This is a genomic window from Flammeovirga sp. AWQ4_249 (genome assembly GCF_056161045.1).
This window is the reverse complement of the sequence record NZ_JBSWYJ010000024.1, coordinates 46,868-66,616: the sequence shown is the minus strand read 5'-3', so window position 1 is coordinate 66,616 and position 19,749 is coordinate 46,868. Positions and strand designations below refer to the sequence as shown.

Below are 19,749 nucleotides of genomic sequence, written 5' to 3'. Positions count from 1 at the left end.
ACAAACAGTTTAGATGTTGTAGTAATAGTTTCTAAAAAATGCTTTATGTGGTAATTATACCAACATTGCAATTAATTTAAAAAGAAACTTCATTATTATTTAGTTCGAAGGTAATGTTGTGATGATAACTCTTTTTTCTGCAAAAGTAACCTCATCAGCACCTTCTATTTCACTATTCTCGATATTTACCTTTCTGTTCTTTGCATTAATTGTTTCAATATCATCATTAATGAATACGAAACCATGTTGTGCACTAGTATTTAAAGGTTCAAACTTATTTCCAGTCTTTGCAAAAGCTTGTAATGTCTCAACGCCAAATGGGGGTGCACATTCAAACTCTTGGCTTACCTTTACCATTTTATTTACTTGATCAGCGTTTATTGTGTAATTGTCTAATAAAAGAACTTTAGTACCATCCGCCATATGATAGATGAAACGAACCTTACAAGGTCTATTTACTTTTACATATAAAGACATAATATCACCCATTGCGTAGATAGGACTATTATTTCCCTTATTTGTAACTACTTCTAATGAAAGACCACTGTTTTCAACAACATCATTGACAAACTGCTGTTGAATAAGTTTTACTTGTTGTAAATTTTGTGGTTTGAAAGAAACATCATTTAGTGCTTCTATTTTTATTTTAGTTTCTGAACTACCTACAATGTTACCAGATTCTTTTTCTCTTAAGATAGAAATAACATTTAAATAGTCATCCTCTTCCCAATAATTACCTTTAATTATAAATTTACTATTTGCTTCTTTATTATTAGTGATTTTAAATTTACCATTAGTACTTAAAGAGAGTTCTAATAGTTGATTTAATTTGATAGAGAACTTACTACCAATTTTGGTTTCTTCAAAAGTAAAATTCTCAAGGATTAAACTTTGGTTTGATAACGCAACTTGATCAGATAAGATCGAAGCAATCTCTTGAGATAATTCTCTCATAGAAGCAAGATCTTTATTATTTAATTGCGTCATTAAATTCTGAACATCAGTTTCCAACTGTAAATATTCTTTGTAATTTAATCCTACATTATCACCTAATGTTATTGATACAGAGTATAATTCTTCAATTTCTCTGAAAGTAGGTAAAATACGTCTTAAAGATTTTTTTGCTAATTGATTATTTCCAGTATTAATATTGTTTTCCGCTTGTTCTTTTGAACTCCTGATTTTTTCTAAATATGTAGTAACTTTTTCTCGGTTGTTTTTTAATAAATCAGCAATATTAACTCTAGCAAAAACATATAGGATTTGTTTATTTTCATCATAATAATCTTCTAGAATAATTCCGCTTAAACTCACATTAGAAAAAGAAGTACTATTCTGCTTAAAATTTTCATATGAAGCACCCGATGATGAACCAATGTCCAACTTACTCATACTTTCAATTTTTACAGAAACGCTTTCTGCAATTTCTTTTTTTGCAAGTTGTTTTAAGTTCTCTAATGATTCAGCTTTTGTTTCAACAGTTACATTTTCTGCAACAGTTAAGCTGCTGAGAAATTCAGTCTTAGGGAAATAAGAATCTCTATATTCTCTTTTAACCCAATCAGGCTCTCCTTTTTTTACAGGAGAAAAAGAGTACAGATACACACTCATAAAAATTAGAAAAGTAACTAAAAAAGTGGGCTTAAAATCTTGCATAATATAAATAGAATGTAAGTTGAAGTTATGAATAGTAAAAAAATCTTAAAGCAAATATAAAAAAACACTTTTTTATATAATAATTTAAAACGTTATATTCTTTATTTATTAGTAAATCTAAGATGTTTTATTTTCCTTGCGAGTAATAAATAATTTTAATAAACACAATAAACAACACAGTACATAATGGAAAAAATTTCTGTTATTGGATCAGGTACAATGGGTAATGGGATTGCTCATGTATTTGCTCAAAATGGATATCAAGTATCCTTAGTGGATATCTCAGAAACAGCACTTGAGAAAGCTGTTCAAACTATCTCAAAAAATTTAGATAGATTAATCAAAAAAGAAAAGATTACTGAAGACGTCAAAGCGAATACTTTAAATAACCTAACGACTTTTACTTCTTTGGAACAGGGAGTAAAAGATGCAGATTTGGTAGTAGAAGCAGCAACTGAAAATGTCGATATAAAACTTAAGATCTTTGAAGATTTAGATAAGTTTACTAAACCTACGGCGATCTTAGCATCAAATACTTCTTCTATTTCTATCACAAAGATAGGAGCGGTTACAAAAAGACCAGGAAAGGTAATAGGAATGCATTTTATGAATCCTGTACCTATGATGAAACTTGTAGAAGTAATCAACGGGTATTTAACAGATAAGGAAGTGACTGAAAAGGTTATTGAATTGTCTAAAAACATTCAAAAGGTGCCTGTTCCAGCGAATGATTATGCTGGTTTTGTCGCCAATAGAATTTTAATGCCAATGATTAATGAGGCTATTATATCATTACAAAATGGTGTAGCTGGAGTATTAGAAATTGATACAATTATGAAATTAGGAATGGCACATCCTATGGGACCACTTCAATTGGCAGATTTTATTGGTTTAGATGTTTGTCTTTCTATTATGAGAGTGCTTCAAGAGGGGTTAGGAAGTGATAAATACGCACCATCTCCACTTTTAGTAAATATGGTAGAAGCTGGAATTCTGGGTGTAAAGTCCGGTGAAGGTTTTTACGATTGGCAGGAAGGAAATAATAAATCTTTAGTTGTAAGTAAAAGATTTAAGTAAATAAGAAAGGCGATTATCGTTAATGATAATCGCCTTTTATTTTATTGTTGAGTAGATACGTAGGTTTCTACTAAAGGACCTAATTCTAAAACATCGTAAATCTGCCAACCTTGATCAGTTTTTCTGAATTTAACGGGAACTTCATTTTCTGATGTAGCACCATCTAACTGAATTACAAATACAATTTCTGCTTGAGTATCTGTAATCGTTTTCTCCTTTGTTCCTTTAAAATTCGCACCATCTCCATTCGCTAATGTCAAAAGCCCTAATACCTCAGAACTAATACTGACATCCTTAGGTATTTCAATTTTACCTTCTTTTATATTTGTTTCTACCTCTTGCTTTACAGCTGCCTGTATAGAAGGTTTCATCATAGCTATTAATCCAGTAGCAATGTCTAATTGACCATTATTTTTCTTCGTAGTATAATCTATATATTGATCAATAACACTGCTAATTACTTGATCCGTATCCACACACTCGTTGAAGGATTCAAGATCTTTATTATCTATTGCTCTTTTAATTTTAATAAATGTCATCTCTGGAGCATCCTGTTGTAAATAAAAGTAAGCCCCTGCGCCAATTGCAATAAATGCTATTAAGCCGATAATTATTTGAAGTGTCTTTTTGTTCATTATTTTATTTTTACAATTCTGAACATTAAATAAACAAAAACAGCACCTGAAATCATATTTTCAAATGCTGTTTTTTCTCAAGTTCTTTTTTATTTGGAAGAGAATAAATGTAATAAACCTGCAAGAGGAGTATAAAATAATACGATGCTCGGGTTATCCATTAAAGTATCAACTACAGTATCCATGGAGACATCTAACTCTCCTTGTTTGTCAACAATTGGTTGTATTTGAGATAATTGTAAGTTGCTATTCTTTGGATAAATACCATTATTTTTTTCAGCTATTAAAGCTTTGGTTTTTTCAAAGTCACCTTTATGTTTATTAAAAATAACTGGCCAAAGTGCCGGGAAGAACTTAAAAGATCGGCCCATATTTTTAATGCTTTTTTCAATCAAGTCGATGAAATTGTATGGCTTTTTACCATATAACTTTACAGCTTTCTCTAATTCTAATTGCATTTGATCATGAATAACCTCACTAAGTTCTAAAATTTTCTCTTCGGAAATATCCTCAATATTTCTATTGCCAACCATCTCATATGGCTTAATCCTCTTTCCTCTAACGAAAGTAAGATTGGCAGGAAATGCAAAATAAAATAACCAAGGTTGTATTGGAATTAGAGTGGTCATTACTCCAATCGGTAAAAATGGAATACCTAATTTTTGAACAAAATCATTTAATAGGGAAACACTATAGCTAAATGGATTGATAAATTCTCCGTTTACCGTTGCGAATGGAATAATATCAGTTTTGTATTTGATACTCATCCTTAAAGTTGAAGTCGCAAGTCTTTGTAAGGTATATTTATTATTAAAACCTTTACCAATGCCAGGAACACCTTCTGGATAAACCAATATATTGGATTCATTATAATGCATGGCAGTTTCATAGTTCAACCATGTAGCATCAATAGCACCTAATTTTTTCCAAAAGTTTTTGATTAGGAAAGGATTCATAAATTGACTTCTCGAAAGGGCAGGAGCTGTGATCGCTCTCACACTATTTTTTATTTCGAAATTATTTCTTTCGAAAATTCCTGAAACAAAACTAATAGCATCCCATGGAAAAGCCATACCAGAATGATTACTTGCAAAAATGAGTGGGCGATCTGGATTATTCCTCTCTGGAATAGTATCGAACCCAACAAATTTTAATCTGAAATATCCTTCATTGATATGTTTAAGTAAGAGTTTAGTGATACTGTAAGCATAACCCACATCAAAATAGTCATCTAAAATATGTGCGTTATCTTTTATTTCCTTCGGTGAAGAAGGAAGCACTAAATGTTCACTTTTAGTGTTTTTCTTACTATCCATGTCGTTTTTGGAGCTATGTTCAATATTATCTGCTTTAATATTGTGTAATTTTGTTTGTTGAGTGGTCATCCTAAAAAAGTGTGTTTATCCTATTTTTTTGGAATATATAAACAAAATTAAAGGATTTATTTTAATAAATAAACCCTCATTGCAGAAATAACCATTCATTTATGTCTTTTTTAATTTATAATAGACAATAATGTTGAACCATATCCTTCAGTAACTTGTGCATAGAAATATGCGTCTAAAGAAATTAATCCTACAATGATAAGTCCTAAAGTTAAGATTGCATTACCTACTTGCATCTTACCTAAGAACATTTTATAACATTTGATGATGATTGCTACGTTGGCGATAACTAAATATAAGGTAATAAATGGAGTCATAATAGTTTTAATATAATAATAAAATGAGCTTAGTGTTCACAACGTCAATCAGAAAAAAAGTTAGGTTATTATTCTTAACAAAAATCAATACGATCTAGAATTGCTGATGTATTTAATCTTATTAAGTTTCATAAAGTTTCGTTTAATGATTATATTGTGAAACAATTCATTCATTATTACCTTAAAAATAACACACTTAACCAATACAAAATGAATACAGAGGAATTACAACATGAAGTGATTCAATTAACTGAAAAGCAAAAATCATTTGTAAAAAAAATGATGAGTCCCTGGAAGTTTAATCTATTTACACTTACGCAAGTCCCTTTAGGATTTATCGCTGGAATGAAATTGACTTTCTTAGATGGAAATAAATGCACATCCACATTACCTTATAAGTTTTTAAATAAAAACCCTTTTAAATCCACCTATTTTGCTGCACAAAGTATGGCGGCAGAATTGTCTACTGCATCTTTAGGAATGCTTCACTTAAATGAACATTTGAGAACGATAGCCTTTATTATAGTTGATATGGATGCACAGTTTCATAAGAAAGCAACAGATAAAGTAACTTTTACTTGTAATGATGGACCTATGGTTAAAGCTGCAATAGAAAGAGCATATGAAACTGGAGAGGGACAGGTAGTGAAAATGGAAACAGTTGGTAAAATGGCAGACGGTACTGTTGTTTCCACATTTCATTTTACATGGTCATTCAAAAAGAGAAAGAACAAATAAATATTTTAGAGAGCCTACTGAATTCAGTAGGTTTTTTTATACAAAAAAAAAGCAGACCATTTTTGATCTGCTTTTTCTAGTGTTGTGTGTGCGATTGTGTGTTTCAAACATCAAGATCAAGGTAAACTTAATCTCGATTTGCATTGTGTGTTATTACTATGTTGTTTATCGGTAATACAAATATTGTAAAAGTGTAATTAATACGCAAGTTATAAACGTAGTTTTTACAATTAAGATTAAAATTTAACATTCTATAACATTATATTTCCTATTTTTGATGTTTATCTACTTAAAATTAAATTTAATATCATTTTGATACAGGATTATATCAATTCATTACAGGAAGAATTTAAGAGAAATAGTGATTTAGAAATCGCCAGTCAGCAAAAAGCTTACATGAGAGGGCAATTTGAATACTTTGGTATGAAATCACCTAAGAGGAGAGAAGTTCAAAAACCTTTTTTAGATAGAAATCACCTTCCATCCAAAAATGAAGCTTTTGAAATTATCCCAAAATTATGGAATCTTACAGAAAGAGATTATCAGATGTTTTGTTTAGATCTTTTGAACAAGTACTTAAAAAAACTTGAAATCAATGATTTAAAATTTATTGAAAATCTAATTACACACAAGTCTTGGTGGGATTCCGTTGATTTTTTAGCTTATAAAGTTTTAGGGGCATATTTTAAGGAGTTCCCTCAAAACATTGATAAGACAATAAAAGAATGGATGCGTAGTAATAACATATGGCTACAGAGATCTTGCCTGCTTTTTCAATTAAAATATAAAGATCAATTAAATAAAGAGTTGTTAGAGAATCTTATTGTTCAATTAATAGGTTCAAAGGAGTTTTTTATAAACAAAGCAATAGGTTGGGTATTAAGAGAATATAGTAAGACAGATGCTCAATGGGTTATTGTAATAACAAACAAATATGATTTAAGTAACCTGAGTAGAAAAGAAGCATTAAGATTAATAGAATAATAAAAAAGCACAAGATTTCACTTGTGCTTCTTAATGGTTTATTTAGAAAATTGACTTTTCAATCTAAGTTGAGTCAATTTATTTTTTGTGTCTAAAGCAAAATCATTGTTAATAATCCAATCATAATAGTGTGGATCTTTTTTTAATGTTTCTACTACAGATTTACCTTTATATTTTCCGAAATTAAAAATTGCATCGCCTTCATTATTCAACACCATTCTTCCTGCAAAATCAACAAGATTACTAGCAGTTAGGTCATGAAGAGAATTCATGTCATTTTTTACAGGTTCATAAGGTTTACCATTTTTATCTTTAATGGTTACACCTTCATAATGTTTGACTTGAGCATCAATTACATCTAAAGTAGCAATTGTGTCAGCTTCTGCAGAGTGGGCATCTTCAAGCTCTCTTCCGCAATAGAATTTCAAAGCAGCTCCTAAAGTTCTAGGTTCCATTAAGAAGAAAATCTTCTGTGCATCTACAATTTTACGATTGCTAAAGTCAAATTCAATTCCAGCTCTTAAAAATTCTTCAGTCAATACTGGTAAATCAAACCTTAAAACATTGTAGCCACCAATATCACAGCCTTTCATAAAAGCAGCTATTTCTTTAGCAATTTGCCTGAATGTAGGTTTATCTTGAATATCTTCATCATAAATACCGTGTATTTTACTCGATGAAGATGGAATATGACATTCTGGATTTACGCGATGAGTTTTGATAGTTCTATTGCCATTAACATCAGCTTTAACCATCGAAATCTCAATAATTCTATCTTTAGTTACATTAGTACCAGTAGTTTCTAAATCAAAAACGACTAAAGGGTTACGTAAGTTTAAATTCATCCTGTGCTTATATTTCTTTTTGTTGTTATCTAATTTGTCCGAAGCCATTGCTTATACAATAACTCTTGATCTATTGAAGGGTTTTTCATCTTGTGAAACACATTTATTTCCTTTTCTTTAATGATCTGTGTTTTAGACTTCAATTTAATTAATTTTCCATTTCTACGAACAAGAAGTTTCAATTTTGAATGATTTTGTGGATTATTTACAAATTCACTCATTAAGTCACTTATATTTTCTAATGTAATATCATTATCATTCATTTTTAGAAGAACATCACCATTGTGATAACCTATTTTCTTTCCAAAATTGTCCATATCAGAAATGTCATCAATAAAAATTTCATCTTGTTCATTTACTGAAATTCCAACATTACCAAAGGTAGAAGTTTTGGTTATTTTTTCTTTCTGATATTCAATTCCAACTTTACTAAATATTGTTGAGTAAGGAAAGTTATTTGAGGAATCTACATATTTTGATAGATATACTTTTGTTTGAGGTACTTTTGAAACATCAGCAATAATGTCGAAAAGTTGCTCATCTTGAAATGCTTTTTCCGATCCAAAACGATCACTTAAATCTAACATTAAATCTCTAAGGTTGTAAGAACCTTCAGTCTGTTGAAGTAATAGTAAATCTAAACCCATAGCGATAATAGCACCTTTTTGATATACATTACCATACTGATTCCCATATTTAGATAGACATAATTCACTTAATTCTGTAAATGCAAGCTCGTCATCATAAGTTGTATTTGCAGTTACAATTTTATCGAGTAATGATTCCAGATAAACCTCTTCTGATACCAAATTATTTTGTACTAGTGCAAGTCCAGCGAAATATTCTGTAACACCTTCGTAAAGCCATAAATGTTTTGACATTTTTGGTTCTAAATAATCAAATTTTGCAATTTCATTAGAATGGATACTTAAAGGTGTGATAATATGGAAAAATTCATGTGCTGCAATTTCTTGAATTACAGGTAAGATAAATTTTGGACTTTCTTCTGGTAAAAAGTAAAATGAACAGTTCCAATGTTCTAATGCACCCATTGCACCAGAAATACCTGCTTTATCTGTTAGGTAAATCAGGAAAGTATAGTGATCGGTTGGTAAATGATCTTTTAAAAATGTCTTTTGAGCTTCTAAAACCTCTTTTAATTTTTCACCCACTTGTTCGGCATTAAGTTTATTATTGGGTGAATATAAACTTACAAATACTTCAGATGCTCCAATATGCAAGGTTGTTGTATCGGCTTCAGCATAAATAATTGGGTTGTCAACTAATCTATGATAGCTATCAGCTTTGTATTGATCTATACTGTCATTAAGTGCTTTTTTCGGAAGGGAAGTACCTCCAAATAGGTGTTCAGGCTTCTTAATTTCTATTTCAAATCTTTCTGTTTCAAGTCCTTTGAAATAACCAAAAAAGCCATGGTTGTTAATAACAAACACGTTATCCTTATCAATGTTTGTTCCAGCAGGTTCAAATACTTTGATAGGAAGTTTTGTGTCCCAAGTGTCATCAACTTTATATTTTATTTTTTTTATTCTTTTGAATTCATTTATACTCCATTGATTAGTGTTTACTTGTTCCACTGCTAGTTCTTGGTCTAAACTATCGTAAACTTTTAATGCTGAAATAAATCTTCCGAAATCATAAACTTTATACGTTCCAGGAACAATTGCAGGGAATTGAAAAAGGGGAGTATTTGGGGGTGTTTCTAATGTTAATTCTACAGTAATCTGATCATTATCAACTTTATTAAGATCAATGTAATAATCATACATAAACGCTTTTTGTTGTGCGTTTATTGAAGATATTGAAATCAAAATATAGGTAAATATGAGTAGAAAATTCTTCATTAAAGTTACATTGTAGAACAATTAGGAAGATAAAGTTAATAAACTCTTTTGGTTAATTGGTAGAAGTATTCTTTACAATTGTAAAAGTTGTTGTTAATATCTTGTATTTGAATTATTTTAATTTGAATTAACATACGTTCGCCTATATATTTTCTATTCAATAACATTCTCCGTATTTTTGTACTCCTTTTATGAACAAAGAAGAGTAACCGTCTGATAATGATGAGAAAAGTTGCATTCTATACGCTTGGTTGCAAGCTTAATTTTTCTGAAACATCTACAATTGGTAGACAGTTTGAAGAAAGAGGATATAAAAAAGTAGAATTTTCCGATACACCGGATATTTATATAATCAACACTTGTTCTGTTACTGATAACGCAGATAAAAAGTGTCAGAAGATTGTGCGTGAAGCAAAAAAAATTGCTCCAAATTCATATGTAGCAATCATTGGTTGTTATGCACAATTAAAACCAAAAGAAATTTCTGAATTGGAAGGCGTTGATGCCGTTTTAGGTGCAGCAGAAAAGTTCAGGCTGTTAGATCTTTTAGATGGTTTTGTAAAAGAAGAGACACCGAAAGTTTTAGCGAAAGAAATTAAAGAAACGAAAGAATTTGTATCTGGCTATTCTATGAATGACAGAACAAGAACTTTCTTAAAAGTACAAGACGGATGTAATTATAAATGTTCATTCTGTACAATTCCTTTAGCTAGAGGTAAATCAAGAAGTGCAACCATTGCTGATATTATCCAGAATGCAAAGGAGATTGCTGCAACGGATACAAAAGAAGTAGTATTGACAGGTGTAAATATTGGTGATTTTGGTATTATTGATGGTAAAAGACAAGAACGATTAATTGATCTTTTAAAAGAATTGGATAAAGTGGAAGGAATCGAAAGGTTCCGTATTTCATCTATTGAACCAAACCTTTTAGATGAAGAAATTATTGCTTTCTGTACTGAGTCAGATAAATTTGTCCCTCACTTCCATATTCCATTACAATCAGGTTCTGATAAGATGTTGGAATTAATGAGAAGAAGATATAGGACGGATCTTTATAAGTCTAGAATTACTGAAATTAAACGTTTGATGCCAGATGCTTGTATTGGTGTAGATGTTATCATAGGTTTCCCTGGAGAAACGGAAGAAGATTTCTTAGATACTTATAATTTCTTGAATGAGCTAGATGTTGCATACTTACACGTGTTTACTTATTCGGAAAGACCAAATACTGATGCTGTTCATATGGATGGTGTTGTGCCAAAACAAGAAAGAGCAAAAAGATCTAAAATGCTTCGTATACTTTCAGATAAAAAGAAAAGAGCATTCTATGAATCCCAACTTGGAACAACAAGAACTGTTTTATTTGAGCATGATATAGAAGGTGGGAAAATGTTCGGTTTTACAGAAAATTATGTTAGAGTAGAAGCGAAGTATGATCCAGCCTTAGTCAACGAATTAAAAGAAGTTGAACTGGTAAAAGTAAATGATGAAACTATCGTTGAAATTAAAGAACCAGAAGTGATATATGAGAAACATTAATTTGTTTCTTAAAATAAAAAATCCCTCAATCTTTAAAAGGTTGAGGGATTTTTTTATCTCTAATATTTATTTTCTAGTAAGAGAAATTATGCAACATAATTGGCATTACTAACATTAAAATATTTTCGTTTTCAACTTGATCTTCTGGAACAATTAAGCCAGCCATTCCTGGTTCAGATAATTGTAAAGTAATTCTATCTGATGGAATGTTGTTTAAGATTTCAATTAAGAATTTAGCATTAAAACCAATTTCTAAATCTTCACCATCGTGCTCACAGAATAAACGTTCTTTTGCTTCATTTGAGAAATCAAGATCTTCTGCAGAAACAAATAATTCATTATCTTGAATCTTAAATCTCACTTGGTTAGTTGTTTTGTTTGCATAAATAACAATACGTTTTAAACAACCTAATAAAGCTTGACGATCTAATGTAATGTGGTTAGAATTATTTAACGGTATAACGTTTTCATAATCAGGGAAACGCTCATCGATTAAACGTGCAATTAATTTCATGCTACCAAAAGCAAAAACGGCATATTGCTCATTAAATTCTAAAGTTACATCAGTAGATTCAGAAGGTAAGATGTTTTTCAACTGCGTTAAAGCTTTTTTACCCATGATAATAGGGGACATTGAGCCATTTACCGCAATATCAGTTCTTCTATATCTAACAAGTCTATGAGAGTCAGTAGCTACAAAGTCAGAATGTTCTTCAGATAAATTGAAGAATACACCATTCATATTTGGCTTCATGTCATCATTACTTGTCGCAAATAATGTATATCCAATTGCGTCACCTAATACTTCACTTGTCATTGATAATGTATTTGACATTTGAAGATCAGGGTTTGTAGGATAATCCTCAGCATTTTCACCCGCTAATTTGTAACGACCATTATCCGAGCTGATTTCGATAGTATATGTTTCAAAATCAATAGTGAATGTTACTGGCTGTTCAGGTAAGTTCTTTAATGTATCCGTAAGCATTTTCGCAGGGATAGCTACATTACCATCAGAATTAGCTTCAACACTTACCTCTGAAATGATCGTTGTCTGCATATCAGAAGCAGTAATTCTTAATGTGCCGCCTTGAATTTCAAATAAGAAATTTTCAAGGATTGGCATTGAAGGATTGTTTGGAATAACACCGTTCAACATCTGAATTTGCTTCAGAATAGTCGATGTTGATGCAATAAATTTCATTATCTGTTTATTAATTTTTTAGTAACCTATTTTTTGACGAACCTCTGCTAACTTCTTTCTAGCAATTACTCTCGCTTTTTCTTCTCCTTTTTGAAGTTCTTTTTCAAGTTCATCAAGGTTAGCCATGTAATAATCAAACTTCTCTCTAGGCTCAGCATATTTTTCTAAGATTAAATCAAGAAGAGCAGTTTTTGCATGACCATAACCATAATTCCCCCCTGTGTAGTTGTCTCTCATTTGCTGAATTTGTTCTGCAGAGCCTAATAATTTGTATAAGGCAAATACATTACAAGTATCAGGGTCTTTAGGAGCCTCTAATGGTAATGAATCTGTCTGAATTTTCATCACTTGTTTCTTCAATTCCTTTTTAGGTAAGAAGATATCAATGATATTTCCATATGACTTACTCATTTTACTGCCATCTGTACCAGGAATTGTCATGATTTGCTCATTAATAACAGCCTCAGGCATAACGAATGTTTCACCATATTGTCTATTAAAAGCAGAGCTAATATCTCTTGTGATTTCAAGGTGTTGTCTCTGATCTTTTCCTACAGGTACTTTTTCTGCATCATATAAAATGATATCAGCAGCCATTAATACAGGGTAAGTAAATAAACCAGCATTTACATCTGATAATTTGTCTGCTTTATCTTTAAATGAATGAGCATTAGCCAACATAGGGTATGGCGTTAAACAACTTAAATACCATGTTAATTCACAAACTTCTGGAATTTGTGATTGTCTATAAAAGATGTTTTCGTTAGTGTTAAGACCTAATGAGAGCCAAACAGCTGCTGTTGCATAAACATTATACTTTCGTTCTTCAGCATCTTTTACCGTTGTCATCGAGTGAAGATCAGCGATAAATAAAAAATCTTCACCTGAATTCGCATTTGCTTGTTCAATTGCTGGTGAGATCGCACCTAAAACATTTCCTAAATGTTGTCTTCCAGAGCTTTGTACTCCTGTTAGAATTCTTGCCATATTTAAATGTCTGAATTATCTGATTTTTGCTTTGATTTAATGTGCGAAAATAACAAAAAAATAAACCACTAAAAACTAAATAACTCACAACATTTTATCTTTCTTATAAAAAAAGAGTGACTTTGAACATTGAACATGAAATCATAGCCCATTAACTTTGAAATAAAAAAATATGGCATTAATAAAAAAAGTAAAAGGAGTACATCCAGTTATTCCAGAAAGTTGTTTTCTGGCTGAAAACTCAACTATTGTAGGTGATGTGACAATGGGAGAAGAGTGTAGTGTTTGGTTTAGTGCAGTTGTAAGGGGGGATGTGAATAAAATTACAATAGGGAATAAATGTAATATTCAGGATGGAGCAGTTATTCATGCTACTTATCAAACTTCCGCGACAACATTAGGTAATAATGTTTCGATTGGTCATAATGCTTTGGTTCATGGTTGTACCATTCATGACAATGTACTTGTTGGTATGGGAGCAATTGTGATGGATGATGCATTAGTAGAAGAAAATGTCTTGATTGCAGCAGGTGCAGTTGTTCTTCAAAATACAAGACTTGAGTCTGGATATTTGTATGCAGGTATTCCAGCTAAAAAGATTAAACCATTAGATGATAAATTAAAAGCTGTTTTTGAAAGAACGGCTAATAATTATGTGATGTATAGCAGTTGGTTTGAAGAAGAGGAATAAAACAATAAAGGCGATATATATTCATACATCGCCTTTTTTATATTTAAAATGGTTTACTCATCGTGTAACCATTCTTTTTTTGCTAATAATTCGTCGTCCGTTTCTCTGTAATCAGGATCATCTACACAACAATCAACTGGACAAACAGCAGCACATTGTGGCTCTTCATGGAAACCAATACATTCTGTACACTTGTCTGGAACGATATAGTAAAACTCGTCAGATACAGGTTCTTGTTCTTCTGCACCGTCAATAGAAGTACCGTCTTCTAATTCTACAGATTTAAGTTCGGTACCTTCACCCCATGACCAATTCACACCACCTTCATAGATTGCTGTATTTGGGCATTCTGGTTCACATGCTCCACAGTTGATACACTCGTCTGTGATAATAATTGCCATATTGTTTTCTATTTTAAAAAAAGAGTCAATCGGTTAGCGGTTCTCTAACATCAAAATGATTGAGTTGACGCTTTTGTTTGTTTACATAATAATATACCAACTCCTACTTGAGTGATATGTTTTACAAATTTGTATGTTATTATTTCAAAAAACAATAGGTATAGGTCATCAACGATAAAAAATCTATTAAAATATGGGGTGTTATTATCAATTATTATAATTCTATAACAAAAAGTTATAAAACACAAAAAAAGTTTTTTCTTCTTCAAGTACAACTCTAAATATAATTTTTCGAAGTCTCAATTGTGAAATAAACTCATTATGAAACTAATCCTATAACAAAGATTTAAAAAATCTAATTTTATTGTTAATATTAGTTACGAAGATTATTACTAATAACATATTTTTATTAAGCCTCATGATTAAACTTAAAACACTATTTCTTTTGATTCCTTTCCTAGCATTCATTGCCTGTTCTGAAGATGAAAGCATTAATATGCCATCTACAAGTCCAATTCTAGCTTCATGCTCTTTGGAATCTGATGTATATACTCAGCAATTATCTATTGATGGGTCGTTAGAAGCAAGAGTTTCAACGGAAAGTAAAACATATACATACAATGATGCTGGTGAAATGAACTCATACACATTTATGTTTAGAGACGTTTACACAGATACTCTTGGTAGGAGTACCACAATGGGTGAGTTAGGATTTCAATTCAGCTTCTTGTATTCAGACGGTTTACTAAGCTCCGTAAATTTAGGTGATGAAGAAGTTATTTCTCTTCAAAATGTTGATGGGAGAGCACATGCTTTAACAATTCATTATGCTGATAATACAGATGCTACTTTTACGTTTTCTTATGATGGAAATGGAAATGTAGCTGCATTGACTTCTAATGATATTGAATCTGGAGTTGAATATGCTGTTACATTAAATTATGAGAATGGTATTTTGTCTCAAGTAGAATCATATTATGGTGATGATAAATATGATTATTTAGAATTTAGCTTTAATGAAAATGTGAAAAACCCTTACCATGGTTTAAATTTCTATGCAGTTTCATTAATTGAAAATTATTTATTCTCATCTATCTATGGGCAAAATGTTTTCTTGTTGAATCACACAGGTGAATTTGAAGCATTTGAGGAATATCTTAGTGGTAGAGTGATTCTATATTCAAGACAACTTGATGGAGTGTATGGATCTAACATTGTGTATGAAGATCAGTTTACTTACACTACAAATGACAAAGGCTATCCTGTTTCTGGAGGAATTCCTCCATTTACGCAGAATGGTATTGATTATAATATTAACCAACAATTTGCTTATACAAATTGTAATTAGTGGTAAGAGTGTTTGTTAGGTATGTAAATAAGTATTATAATTACAGCAAACACCTAGACTGTCATAATTACTACTATGGAATTATTTATTGGCATTATCCTAATTTCAATGCCTATATTATTCGCGTCAGGATTATTATATTTTATGATGAGTGGTCCCAAAGACTCTCAAAATATAGTGTCTGAAATAAATGATGTGAAAAATGAATAAGGCACAAAAAAGGCTACTCACTGTTAATGAGTAGCCTTTTTTTATTTTTCTTCTTCACCAAACTTATATACTAAACCAATATTTAAGGCATGTTTAAATTGAACAGCTTGGCCAACTGTATTGTCGCTCCTTTCGACCATTACATCTGGATCATAAATTAATTGTGTTGTAAAATTACAATTCAAATATTTATTGATTTTCATATCTAAAGCAAAATCCCAGTTTACAACCCACTCACTCAATCTGTTATAAGGTGCAAACATATTGTAGATCGTTTTTATTGTAACATTTTTAACTACTTCTTTGTCAAAACCTAGTTTTATGTTCAAACCATTTTCATCTCGAAACTGCTGGCCAGGGTCTAAACCATATTTTTCAGAAAATATAGTATCTCTTACGAAAGTCATACGATTGCCAAAAGGTGATACTGTCAAGAAAGCATAATCTGTAGGTTTATAGGTAATACCGACATTGATATTTAAATAGCCTGGAGCGAGGAATTCTGAAATTTGTGTTTCCATTTCCACACTCGTAGAATCATCTAAAGAATATTCATAACCTTTGTCAAATTGAGATCTGAAATCACCTGCTGCAGTGATAAGAAATTTTTGGTTTAACTTATAGCTGTAGTCAGCTCCTAAATTTAATTGATCATCTGTTTTCTTAAATGCATACGGGCTATTGTCTTGATGTATTAAGCCATAGGCTAAATTAGTATATACTCTTGTTATTGCTTTAACTGATTCATGAACTCCTTTGTAATTAATTATTCCACCAAAAGAGTATGAACTTTCTCCACCACCAGACCAATTGACAAGTCCAACATTAGAAAAGTTTACACCAAATTGTCCACTGTGTTTCCAAAGGGTAGAAGTAGAATCTACAGCAGTTGTATCTTGGGCAGTTAAATTATTAGATAAGTGACATGTTAGGACAAATAGAAAGATAAGTTTAATTCTAGATTGCATTAGAAATTTGTCTGTTTATAAAAAAATAAAGAGGTATAAATATCCTTTTAAACTAAAACAATATAAAGAAATAAATAAAAATTAATGTTGTCTAAGAAATTCTTCATATATTTCATAATCATCTCAGTTAATTAACATGAACAAGATATCATTATATTTTTTAATAATCACTACTGGAATACTATGTTCTTCTTTTAATCTATTGAATATCAATCAAGAGATAGAGTGGAAAAGTATTGATAATGCAATCGAAAATTCAAAAAATGATGGTAAACCAATATTTATTGATGTTTACACAGATTGGTGTGGGTGGTGTAAAATATTAGATAAGAAAACTTTTAAGAATAGTGATGTTGTTGATTATGTCACACAAAATTATCATGCTGTGAAATTGAATCCTGAAAAAGATGGATCTTTTGAATTCAAAGGTAAAAAGTATACCAATGAATCCTTTGCAACGACGCATGATATAAACAGTTACCCTGCAATAGTAGTTATACATCCTGATGGAAAGGATAAAGTATATGTTGGATATAGAGATACTGACAGTTTTTTAGAAATTTTAAAGAAATATAAACGTCAAGTTGATTAGATTTATAGTTTGTAAAAAATTACAGCCCATTTTAGAACAATAAAAACGATTTTTAAAGAATGAATAAAACAAAAAAAGCACTCATTTTACCAATTCTCTTAGTTGGTTTAGGGTTATTTGGCTTTTCATTATTAGCAAGAATAGAAGCACCAGAGGATAGTAATAAAGATGCAATTAAAAGAAGTCTACTGTTTACAGCATTAAAACAAATGCATTACAATACTGTAGAAATAGATGATGAATTTAGTGAAAATGCATACAATGAATATTTAAAAAATTTAGATCCTAATAAAAGATATTTCTTAAAAAGCGATATTAATAAATTTAGTAAGTCTAAGGATAAATTAGACGAGGAAATAAGAAATAACCAAACTACAGATTTATATGCTTTATCTGTTTCTACTTTTAATCAAAGAAGAGAAGAAGTGGAAGCAATTACAGAAGAGATATTATCTAAGTCATTTGATTTTACTAAAAAAGAAGAAATTCTTTTTGATAGAGATGAAATGAAATTTCCTAAAAATGAAAAGGAAAGGTATGACAGATGGAGAAAATCTCTAAAATATGCAGCTCTTCTTAGAATGAATTCAAAATTAAAAGCTGAAGAAACTAAGAAAAAAGATGCAAAGGAAAAAGGAGAAGATTATAAGCCAAAATCTTATGATGAAATTGAGGCTGAAGTAAGAAAGAATGTACTTACTAACTATAAGGATGTTTTTGATTACATGAAAAAACAAGATGAAGAAGATCATTATGCTTTATATATCAATTCAATGATCGCAATTTATGGACCTCATACAGAATATTTTCCCCCAGAAAGAAAAGAGCAATTTGACACTGAAATTTCAGGTCATTTTGAAGGTATTGGAGCGAGATTACAACAAACTGGTGGTGAAGTAAAAGTAGTAAATATCATAACTGGTAGTGCTTCATGGAGACAAGGCGATTTAGAGGCCAATGACTTTATTTTAAAAGTAGCTCAGGGAGAAGATGATCCAGTGGATATTTCAGGAATGTCATTGAAGAATTCAATCAAATTGATTAAAGGCCCAAAAGGTACTGAAGTTCGTTTAACAGTAAGAAAACCTGATGGAAGAATTGTAGTGATTCCAATTATAAGAGATGTTGTTGTAATAGAAGAGTCTTATGCTAAATCAGCTGTTATTGAGGACAAAGATACAGGTAAGAAAATAGGTTTAATTCATTTACCGAGTTTCTATGTAGACTTCTCTGATAGAAATGGTAGATCAAGTGGAAAGGATGTTTATCAAGAGATTTTGAAATTAAAAGGTCAAAATGTTGATGGTATCGTTCTAGACTTAAGAAACAATGGTGGCGGTTCACTTGGTGATGCTGTTGAAATGGTAGGTCACTTTGTTGGAAAGAGTCCAGTTGTTCAAGTGAAAAGTAAAGTGTCAGGTTCTAAAACTTTAAAACCTGAATACAACAATATTGAATATGATGGTCCATTAGTAGTAATGATCAATAGAATGAGTGCATCTGCCTCTGAGATTGTTTCTGCTGCTTTACAAGATCATGGTAGAGCTGTAATCGTTGGTTCTAATTCATTTGGTAAAGGTACAGTTCAGCGTTTTATAGATTTAGATAGAATGTCACGCTTAGATGATTTTAAACCATTAGGATCGTTGAAATTAACGATTCAAAAGTTCTATAGAATTAATGGTGGAGCAACTCAAGTGAGAGGTGTAAGTCCCGACATTAAATTGCCTGATACATATGCTTACTTGGAAGTAGGAGAAGAAGACCTTCCATATGTTTTACCATGGGATGAAATCCAACCTTCTAAATATTCAATGTGGCCTCAACAATTACCAATTGCAGACTTAAAAGCTAAATCTGAACAAAGAGTTGCGGATAATGAAGTGTTCAATATGGTAGAAGAGAATGCATTGAGATTGAAAAAACAAGATGAGAAAAAATATTATACATTAAATCTTGAAGAGTTTAAAGTGGAACAAAAACGTTTAGATGAAGAGTCTAAAAAATTACGTGAAGCAAATAAAACTCATGATGAATTTAATATTACAGTAATGAAAGATCATTACCCTACTACTAAGCCAGATTCAGTAATCAATAAATCTGCAGAGAAGTGGGCTGAATCAATCAAAAAAGATGAATACATCAAAGAGGTGTCATTGATCTTATCTGATATGATGGTTCAATAATATTCGATTTATCTAGAATAATGGAAAGCTACGATAGTGATATCGTAGCTTTTTTTATATAAATTTTTTAAGAGTATAAAGATTCAATTTTTTTAACTGTTATTTAACTTGAATGAAT

The 19,749-nt window shown here is 30.7% G+C and carries 18 protein-coding genes; 8 read left to right on the top strand and 10 right to left on the bottom strand.

Annotation, left to right across the window (positions count from 1 at the left end; genetic code table 11):
- Positions 1-99 precede the first annotated feature (99 nt).
- On the bottom strand, positions 100-1,611 hold the full coding sequence (locus tag ACXAHM_RS17240; RefSeq protein WP_474962265.1) for a hypothetical protein: 1,512 nt from the start codon (positions 1,609-1,611) through the stop codon (positions 100-102).
- 231 nt (positions 1,612-1,842) lie between these two features.
- Between ACXAHM_RS17240 and ACXAHM_RS17235 the strand changes: the two genes are divergently transcribed.
- The gene (locus ACXAHM_RS17235; RefSeq protein ID WP_474962263.1) at positions 1,843-2,733 is read left to right on the top strand and encodes a 3-hydroxyacyl-CoA dehydrogenase family protein; all 891 of its coding nucleotides are present in this window, start codon (positions 1,843-1,845) and stop codon (positions 2,731-2,733) included.
- Between the two features lie 41 nt (positions 2,734-2,774).
- Here the strand turns inward: ACXAHM_RS17235 and ACXAHM_RS17230 are convergent, their stop codons facing one another.
- From ACXAHM_RS17230 to ACXAHM_RS17220, 3 genes are all read right to left on the bottom strand, one after another.
- Positions 2,775-3,368 (bottom strand): hypothetical protein, encoded by a 594-nt coding sequence (locus ACXAHM_RS17230; RefSeq protein WP_474962261.1) that lies wholly within the window; start codon positions 3,366-3,368, stop codon positions 2,775-2,777.
- Positions 3,369-3,457: 89 nt separating this feature from the next.
- The gene (locus tag ACXAHM_RS17225) at positions 3,458-4,753 is read right to left on the bottom strand and encodes a lysophospholipid acyltransferase family protein (protein WP_474962258.1); all 1,296 of its coding nucleotides are present in this window, start codon (positions 4,751-4,753) and stop codon (positions 3,458-3,460) included.
- Positions 4,754-4,863: 110 nt separating this feature from the next.
- Entirely contained in the window at positions 4,864-5,070 is a 207-nt protein-coding gene (locus ACXAHM_RS17220) for a hypothetical protein (RefSeq protein WP_474962255.1), read from the bottom strand.
- Between the two features lie 210 nt (positions 5,071-5,280).
- Here ACXAHM_RS17220 and ACXAHM_RS17215 point away from each other — a divergent pair, with 210 nt between their 5' ends.
- Complete coding sequence (locus tag ACXAHM_RS17215) at positions 5,281-5,808, top strand: DUF4442 domain-containing protein (protein WP_474962253.1); 528 nt, start codon at positions 5,281-5,283, stop codon at positions 5,806-5,808.
- Between the two features lie 312 nt (positions 5,809-6,120).
- The gene (locus ACXAHM_RS17210; protein ID WP_474962249.1) at positions 6,121-6,792 is read left to right on the top strand and encodes a DNA alkylation repair protein; all 672 of its coding nucleotides are present in this window, start codon (positions 6,121-6,123) and stop codon (positions 6,790-6,792) included.
- Between the two features lie 38 nt (positions 6,793-6,830).
- Here ACXAHM_RS17210 and ACXAHM_RS17205 read toward each other — a convergent pair whose 3' ends face one another.
- Both ACXAHM_RS17205 and ACXAHM_RS17200 read right to left on the bottom strand, forming a co-directional pair.
- The gene (locus tag ACXAHM_RS17205) at positions 6,831-7,685 is read right to left on the bottom strand and encodes an exonuclease domain-containing protein (protein ID WP_474962245.1); all 855 of its coding nucleotides are present in this window, start codon (positions 7,683-7,685) and stop codon (positions 6,831-6,833) included.
- Entirely contained in the window at positions 7,667-9,502 is a 1,836-nt protein-coding gene (locus tag ACXAHM_RS17200) for a M61 family metallopeptidase (RefSeq protein WP_474962243.1), read from the bottom strand. Before ACXAHM_RS17200 ends, ACXAHM_RS17205 begins: the two co-directional genes overlap by 19 nt.
- Before the next feature lie 222 nt (positions 9,503-9,724).
- On the opposite strand from ACXAHM_RS17200, the gene mtaB reads away from it, so the two are divergent.
- On the top strand, positions 9,725-11,044 hold the full coding sequence (gene mtaB, locus ACXAHM_RS17195) for a tRNA (N(6)-L-threonylcarbamoyladenosine(37)-C(2))-methylthiotransferase MtaB (RefSeq protein ID WP_474962297.1): 1,320 nt from the start codon (positions 9,725-9,727) through the stop codon (positions 11,042-11,044).
- A gap of 73 nt (positions 11,045-11,117) precedes the next feature.
- Here mtaB and dnaN read toward each other — a convergent pair whose 3' ends face one another.
- Positions 11,118-12,248 carry a DNA polymerase III subunit beta gene (gene dnaN / locus ACXAHM_RS17190; RefSeq protein ID WP_474962240.1) on the bottom strand — a complete coding sequence of 377 codons (1,131 nt, stop codon included), beginning with the start codon at positions 12,246-12,248 and terminating at the stop codon, positions 11,118-11,120.
- A gap of 18 nt (positions 12,249-12,266) precedes the next feature.
- Positions 12,267-13,235: a tryptophan--tRNA ligase gene (trpS, locus tag ACXAHM_RS17185; protein WP_474962238.1), complete on the bottom strand. Its 969-nt coding sequence runs from the start codon at positions 13,233-13,235 to the stop codon at positions 12,267-12,269.
- Between the two features lie 172 nt (positions 13,236-13,407).
- Here trpS and ACXAHM_RS17180 point away from each other — a divergent pair, with 172 nt between their 5' ends.
- The gene (locus ACXAHM_RS17180) at positions 13,408-13,926 is read left to right on the top strand and encodes a gamma carbonic anhydrase family protein (RefSeq protein ID WP_474962236.1); all 519 of its coding nucleotides are present in this window, start codon (positions 13,408-13,410) and stop codon (positions 13,924-13,926) included.
- Positions 13,927-13,979: 53 nt separating this feature from the next.
- Here ACXAHM_RS17180 and ACXAHM_RS17175 read toward each other — a convergent pair whose 3' ends face one another.
- The gene (locus ACXAHM_RS17175; protein ID WP_474962234.1) at positions 13,980-14,327 is read right to left on the bottom strand and encodes a 4Fe-4S dicluster domain-containing protein; all 348 of its coding nucleotides are present in this window, start codon (positions 14,325-14,327) and stop codon (positions 13,980-13,982) included.
- Positions 14,328-14,745: 418 nt separating this feature from the next.
- Here ACXAHM_RS17175 and ACXAHM_RS17170 point away from each other — a divergent pair, with 418 nt between their 5' ends.
- A complete protein-coding gene (locus ACXAHM_RS17170) occupies positions 14,746-15,675 on the top strand; it encodes a hypothetical protein (RefSeq protein WP_474962232.1) in 930 nt (309 codons plus the stop codon).
- Positions 15,676-15,926: 251 nt separating this feature from the next.
- Here the strand turns inward: ACXAHM_RS17170 and ACXAHM_RS17165 are convergent, their stop codons facing one another.
- Positions 15,927-16,853: a DUF3078 domain-containing protein gene (locus ACXAHM_RS17165; protein ID WP_474962230.1), complete on the bottom strand. Its 927-nt coding sequence runs from the start codon at positions 16,851-16,853 to the stop codon at positions 15,927-15,929.
- Between the two features lie 136 nt (positions 16,854-16,989).
- Between ACXAHM_RS17165 and ACXAHM_RS17160 the strand changes: the two genes are divergently transcribed.
- Both ACXAHM_RS17160 and ACXAHM_RS17155 read left to right on the top strand, forming a co-directional pair.
- Positions 16,990-17,445 carry a thioredoxin family protein gene (locus ACXAHM_RS17160; protein ID WP_474962227.1) on the top strand — a complete coding sequence of 152 codons (456 nt, stop codon included), beginning with the start codon at positions 16,990-16,992 and terminating at the stop codon, positions 17,443-17,445.
- Between the two features lie 59 nt (positions 17,446-17,504).
- Entirely contained in the window at positions 17,505-19,631 is a 2,127-nt protein-coding gene (locus ACXAHM_RS17155; RefSeq protein WP_474962225.1) for a carboxy terminal-processing peptidase, read from the top strand.
- Positions 19,632-19,749 lie beyond the last annotated feature (118 nt).

Excerpts from the sequence above, each read along its gene's own strand:
- dnaN (WP_474962240.1), bottom strand. The coding sequence starts at position 12,248 with ATGAAATTTATTGCATCAACATCGACTATTCTGAAGCAAATTCAGATG.
- ACXAHM_RS17180 (WP_474962236.1), top strand. The coding sequence starts at position 13,408 with ATGGCATTAATAAAAAAAGTAAAAGGAGTACATCCAGTTATTCCAGAA.
- ACXAHM_RS17175 (WP_474962234.1), bottom strand. The coding sequence starts at position 14,327 with ATGGCAATTATTATCACAGACGAGTGTATCAACTGTGGAGCATGTGAA.
- ACXAHM_RS17205 (WP_474962245.1), bottom strand. The coding sequence starts at position 7,685 with ATGGCTTCGGACAAATTAGATAACAACAAAAAGAAATATAAGCACAGG.
- ACXAHM_RS17215 (WP_474962253.1), top strand. The coding sequence starts at position 5,281 with ATGAATACAGAGGAATTACAACATGAAGTGATTCAATTAACTGAAAAG.
- ACXAHM_RS17240 (WP_474962265.1), bottom strand. The coding sequence starts at position 1,611 with ATGAGTGTGTATCTGTACTCTTTTTCTCCTGTAAAAAAAGGAGAGCCT.
- ACXAHM_RS17235 (WP_474962263.1), top strand. The coding sequence starts at position 1,843 with ATGGAAAAAATTTCTGTTATTGGATCAGGTACAATGGGTAATGGGATT.
- ACXAHM_RS17200 (WP_474962243.1), bottom strand. The coding sequence starts at position 9,502 with ATGAAGAATTTTCTACTCATATTTACCTATATTTTGATTTCAATATCT.
- ACXAHM_RS17220 (WP_474962255.1), bottom strand. The coding sequence starts at position 5,070 with ATGACTCCATTTATTACCTTATATTTAGTTATCGCCAACGTAGCAATC.
- mtaB (WP_474962297.1), top strand. The coding sequence starts at position 9,725 with ATGAGAAAAGTTGCATTCTATACGCTTGGTTGCAAGCTTAATTTTTCT.
- ACXAHM_RS17155 (WP_474962225.1), top strand. The coding sequence starts at position 17,505 with ATGAATAAAACAAAAAAAGCACTCATTTTACCAATTCTCTTAGTTGGT.
- ACXAHM_RS17165 (WP_474962230.1), bottom strand. The coding sequence starts at position 16,853 with ATGCAATCTAGAATTAAACTTATCTTTCTATTTGTCCTAACATGTCAC.
- ACXAHM_RS17160 (WP_474962227.1), top strand. The coding sequence starts at position 16,990 with ATGAACAAGATATCATTATATTTTTTAATAATCACTACTGGAATACTA.
- ACXAHM_RS17170 (WP_474962232.1), top strand. The coding sequence starts at position 14,746 with ATGATTAAACTTAAAACACTATTTCTTTTGATTCCTTTCCTAGCATTC.
- ACXAHM_RS17230 (WP_474962261.1), bottom strand. The coding sequence starts at position 3,368 with ATGAACAAAAAGACACTTCAAATAATTATCGGCTTAATAGCATTTATT.
- ACXAHM_RS17225 (WP_474962258.1), bottom strand. The coding sequence starts at position 4,753 with ATGACCACTCAACAAACAAAATTACACAATATTAAAGCAGATAATATT.
- trpS (WP_474962238.1), bottom strand. The coding sequence starts at position 13,235 with ATGGCAAGAATTCTAACAGGAGTACAAAGCTCTGGAAGACAACATTTA.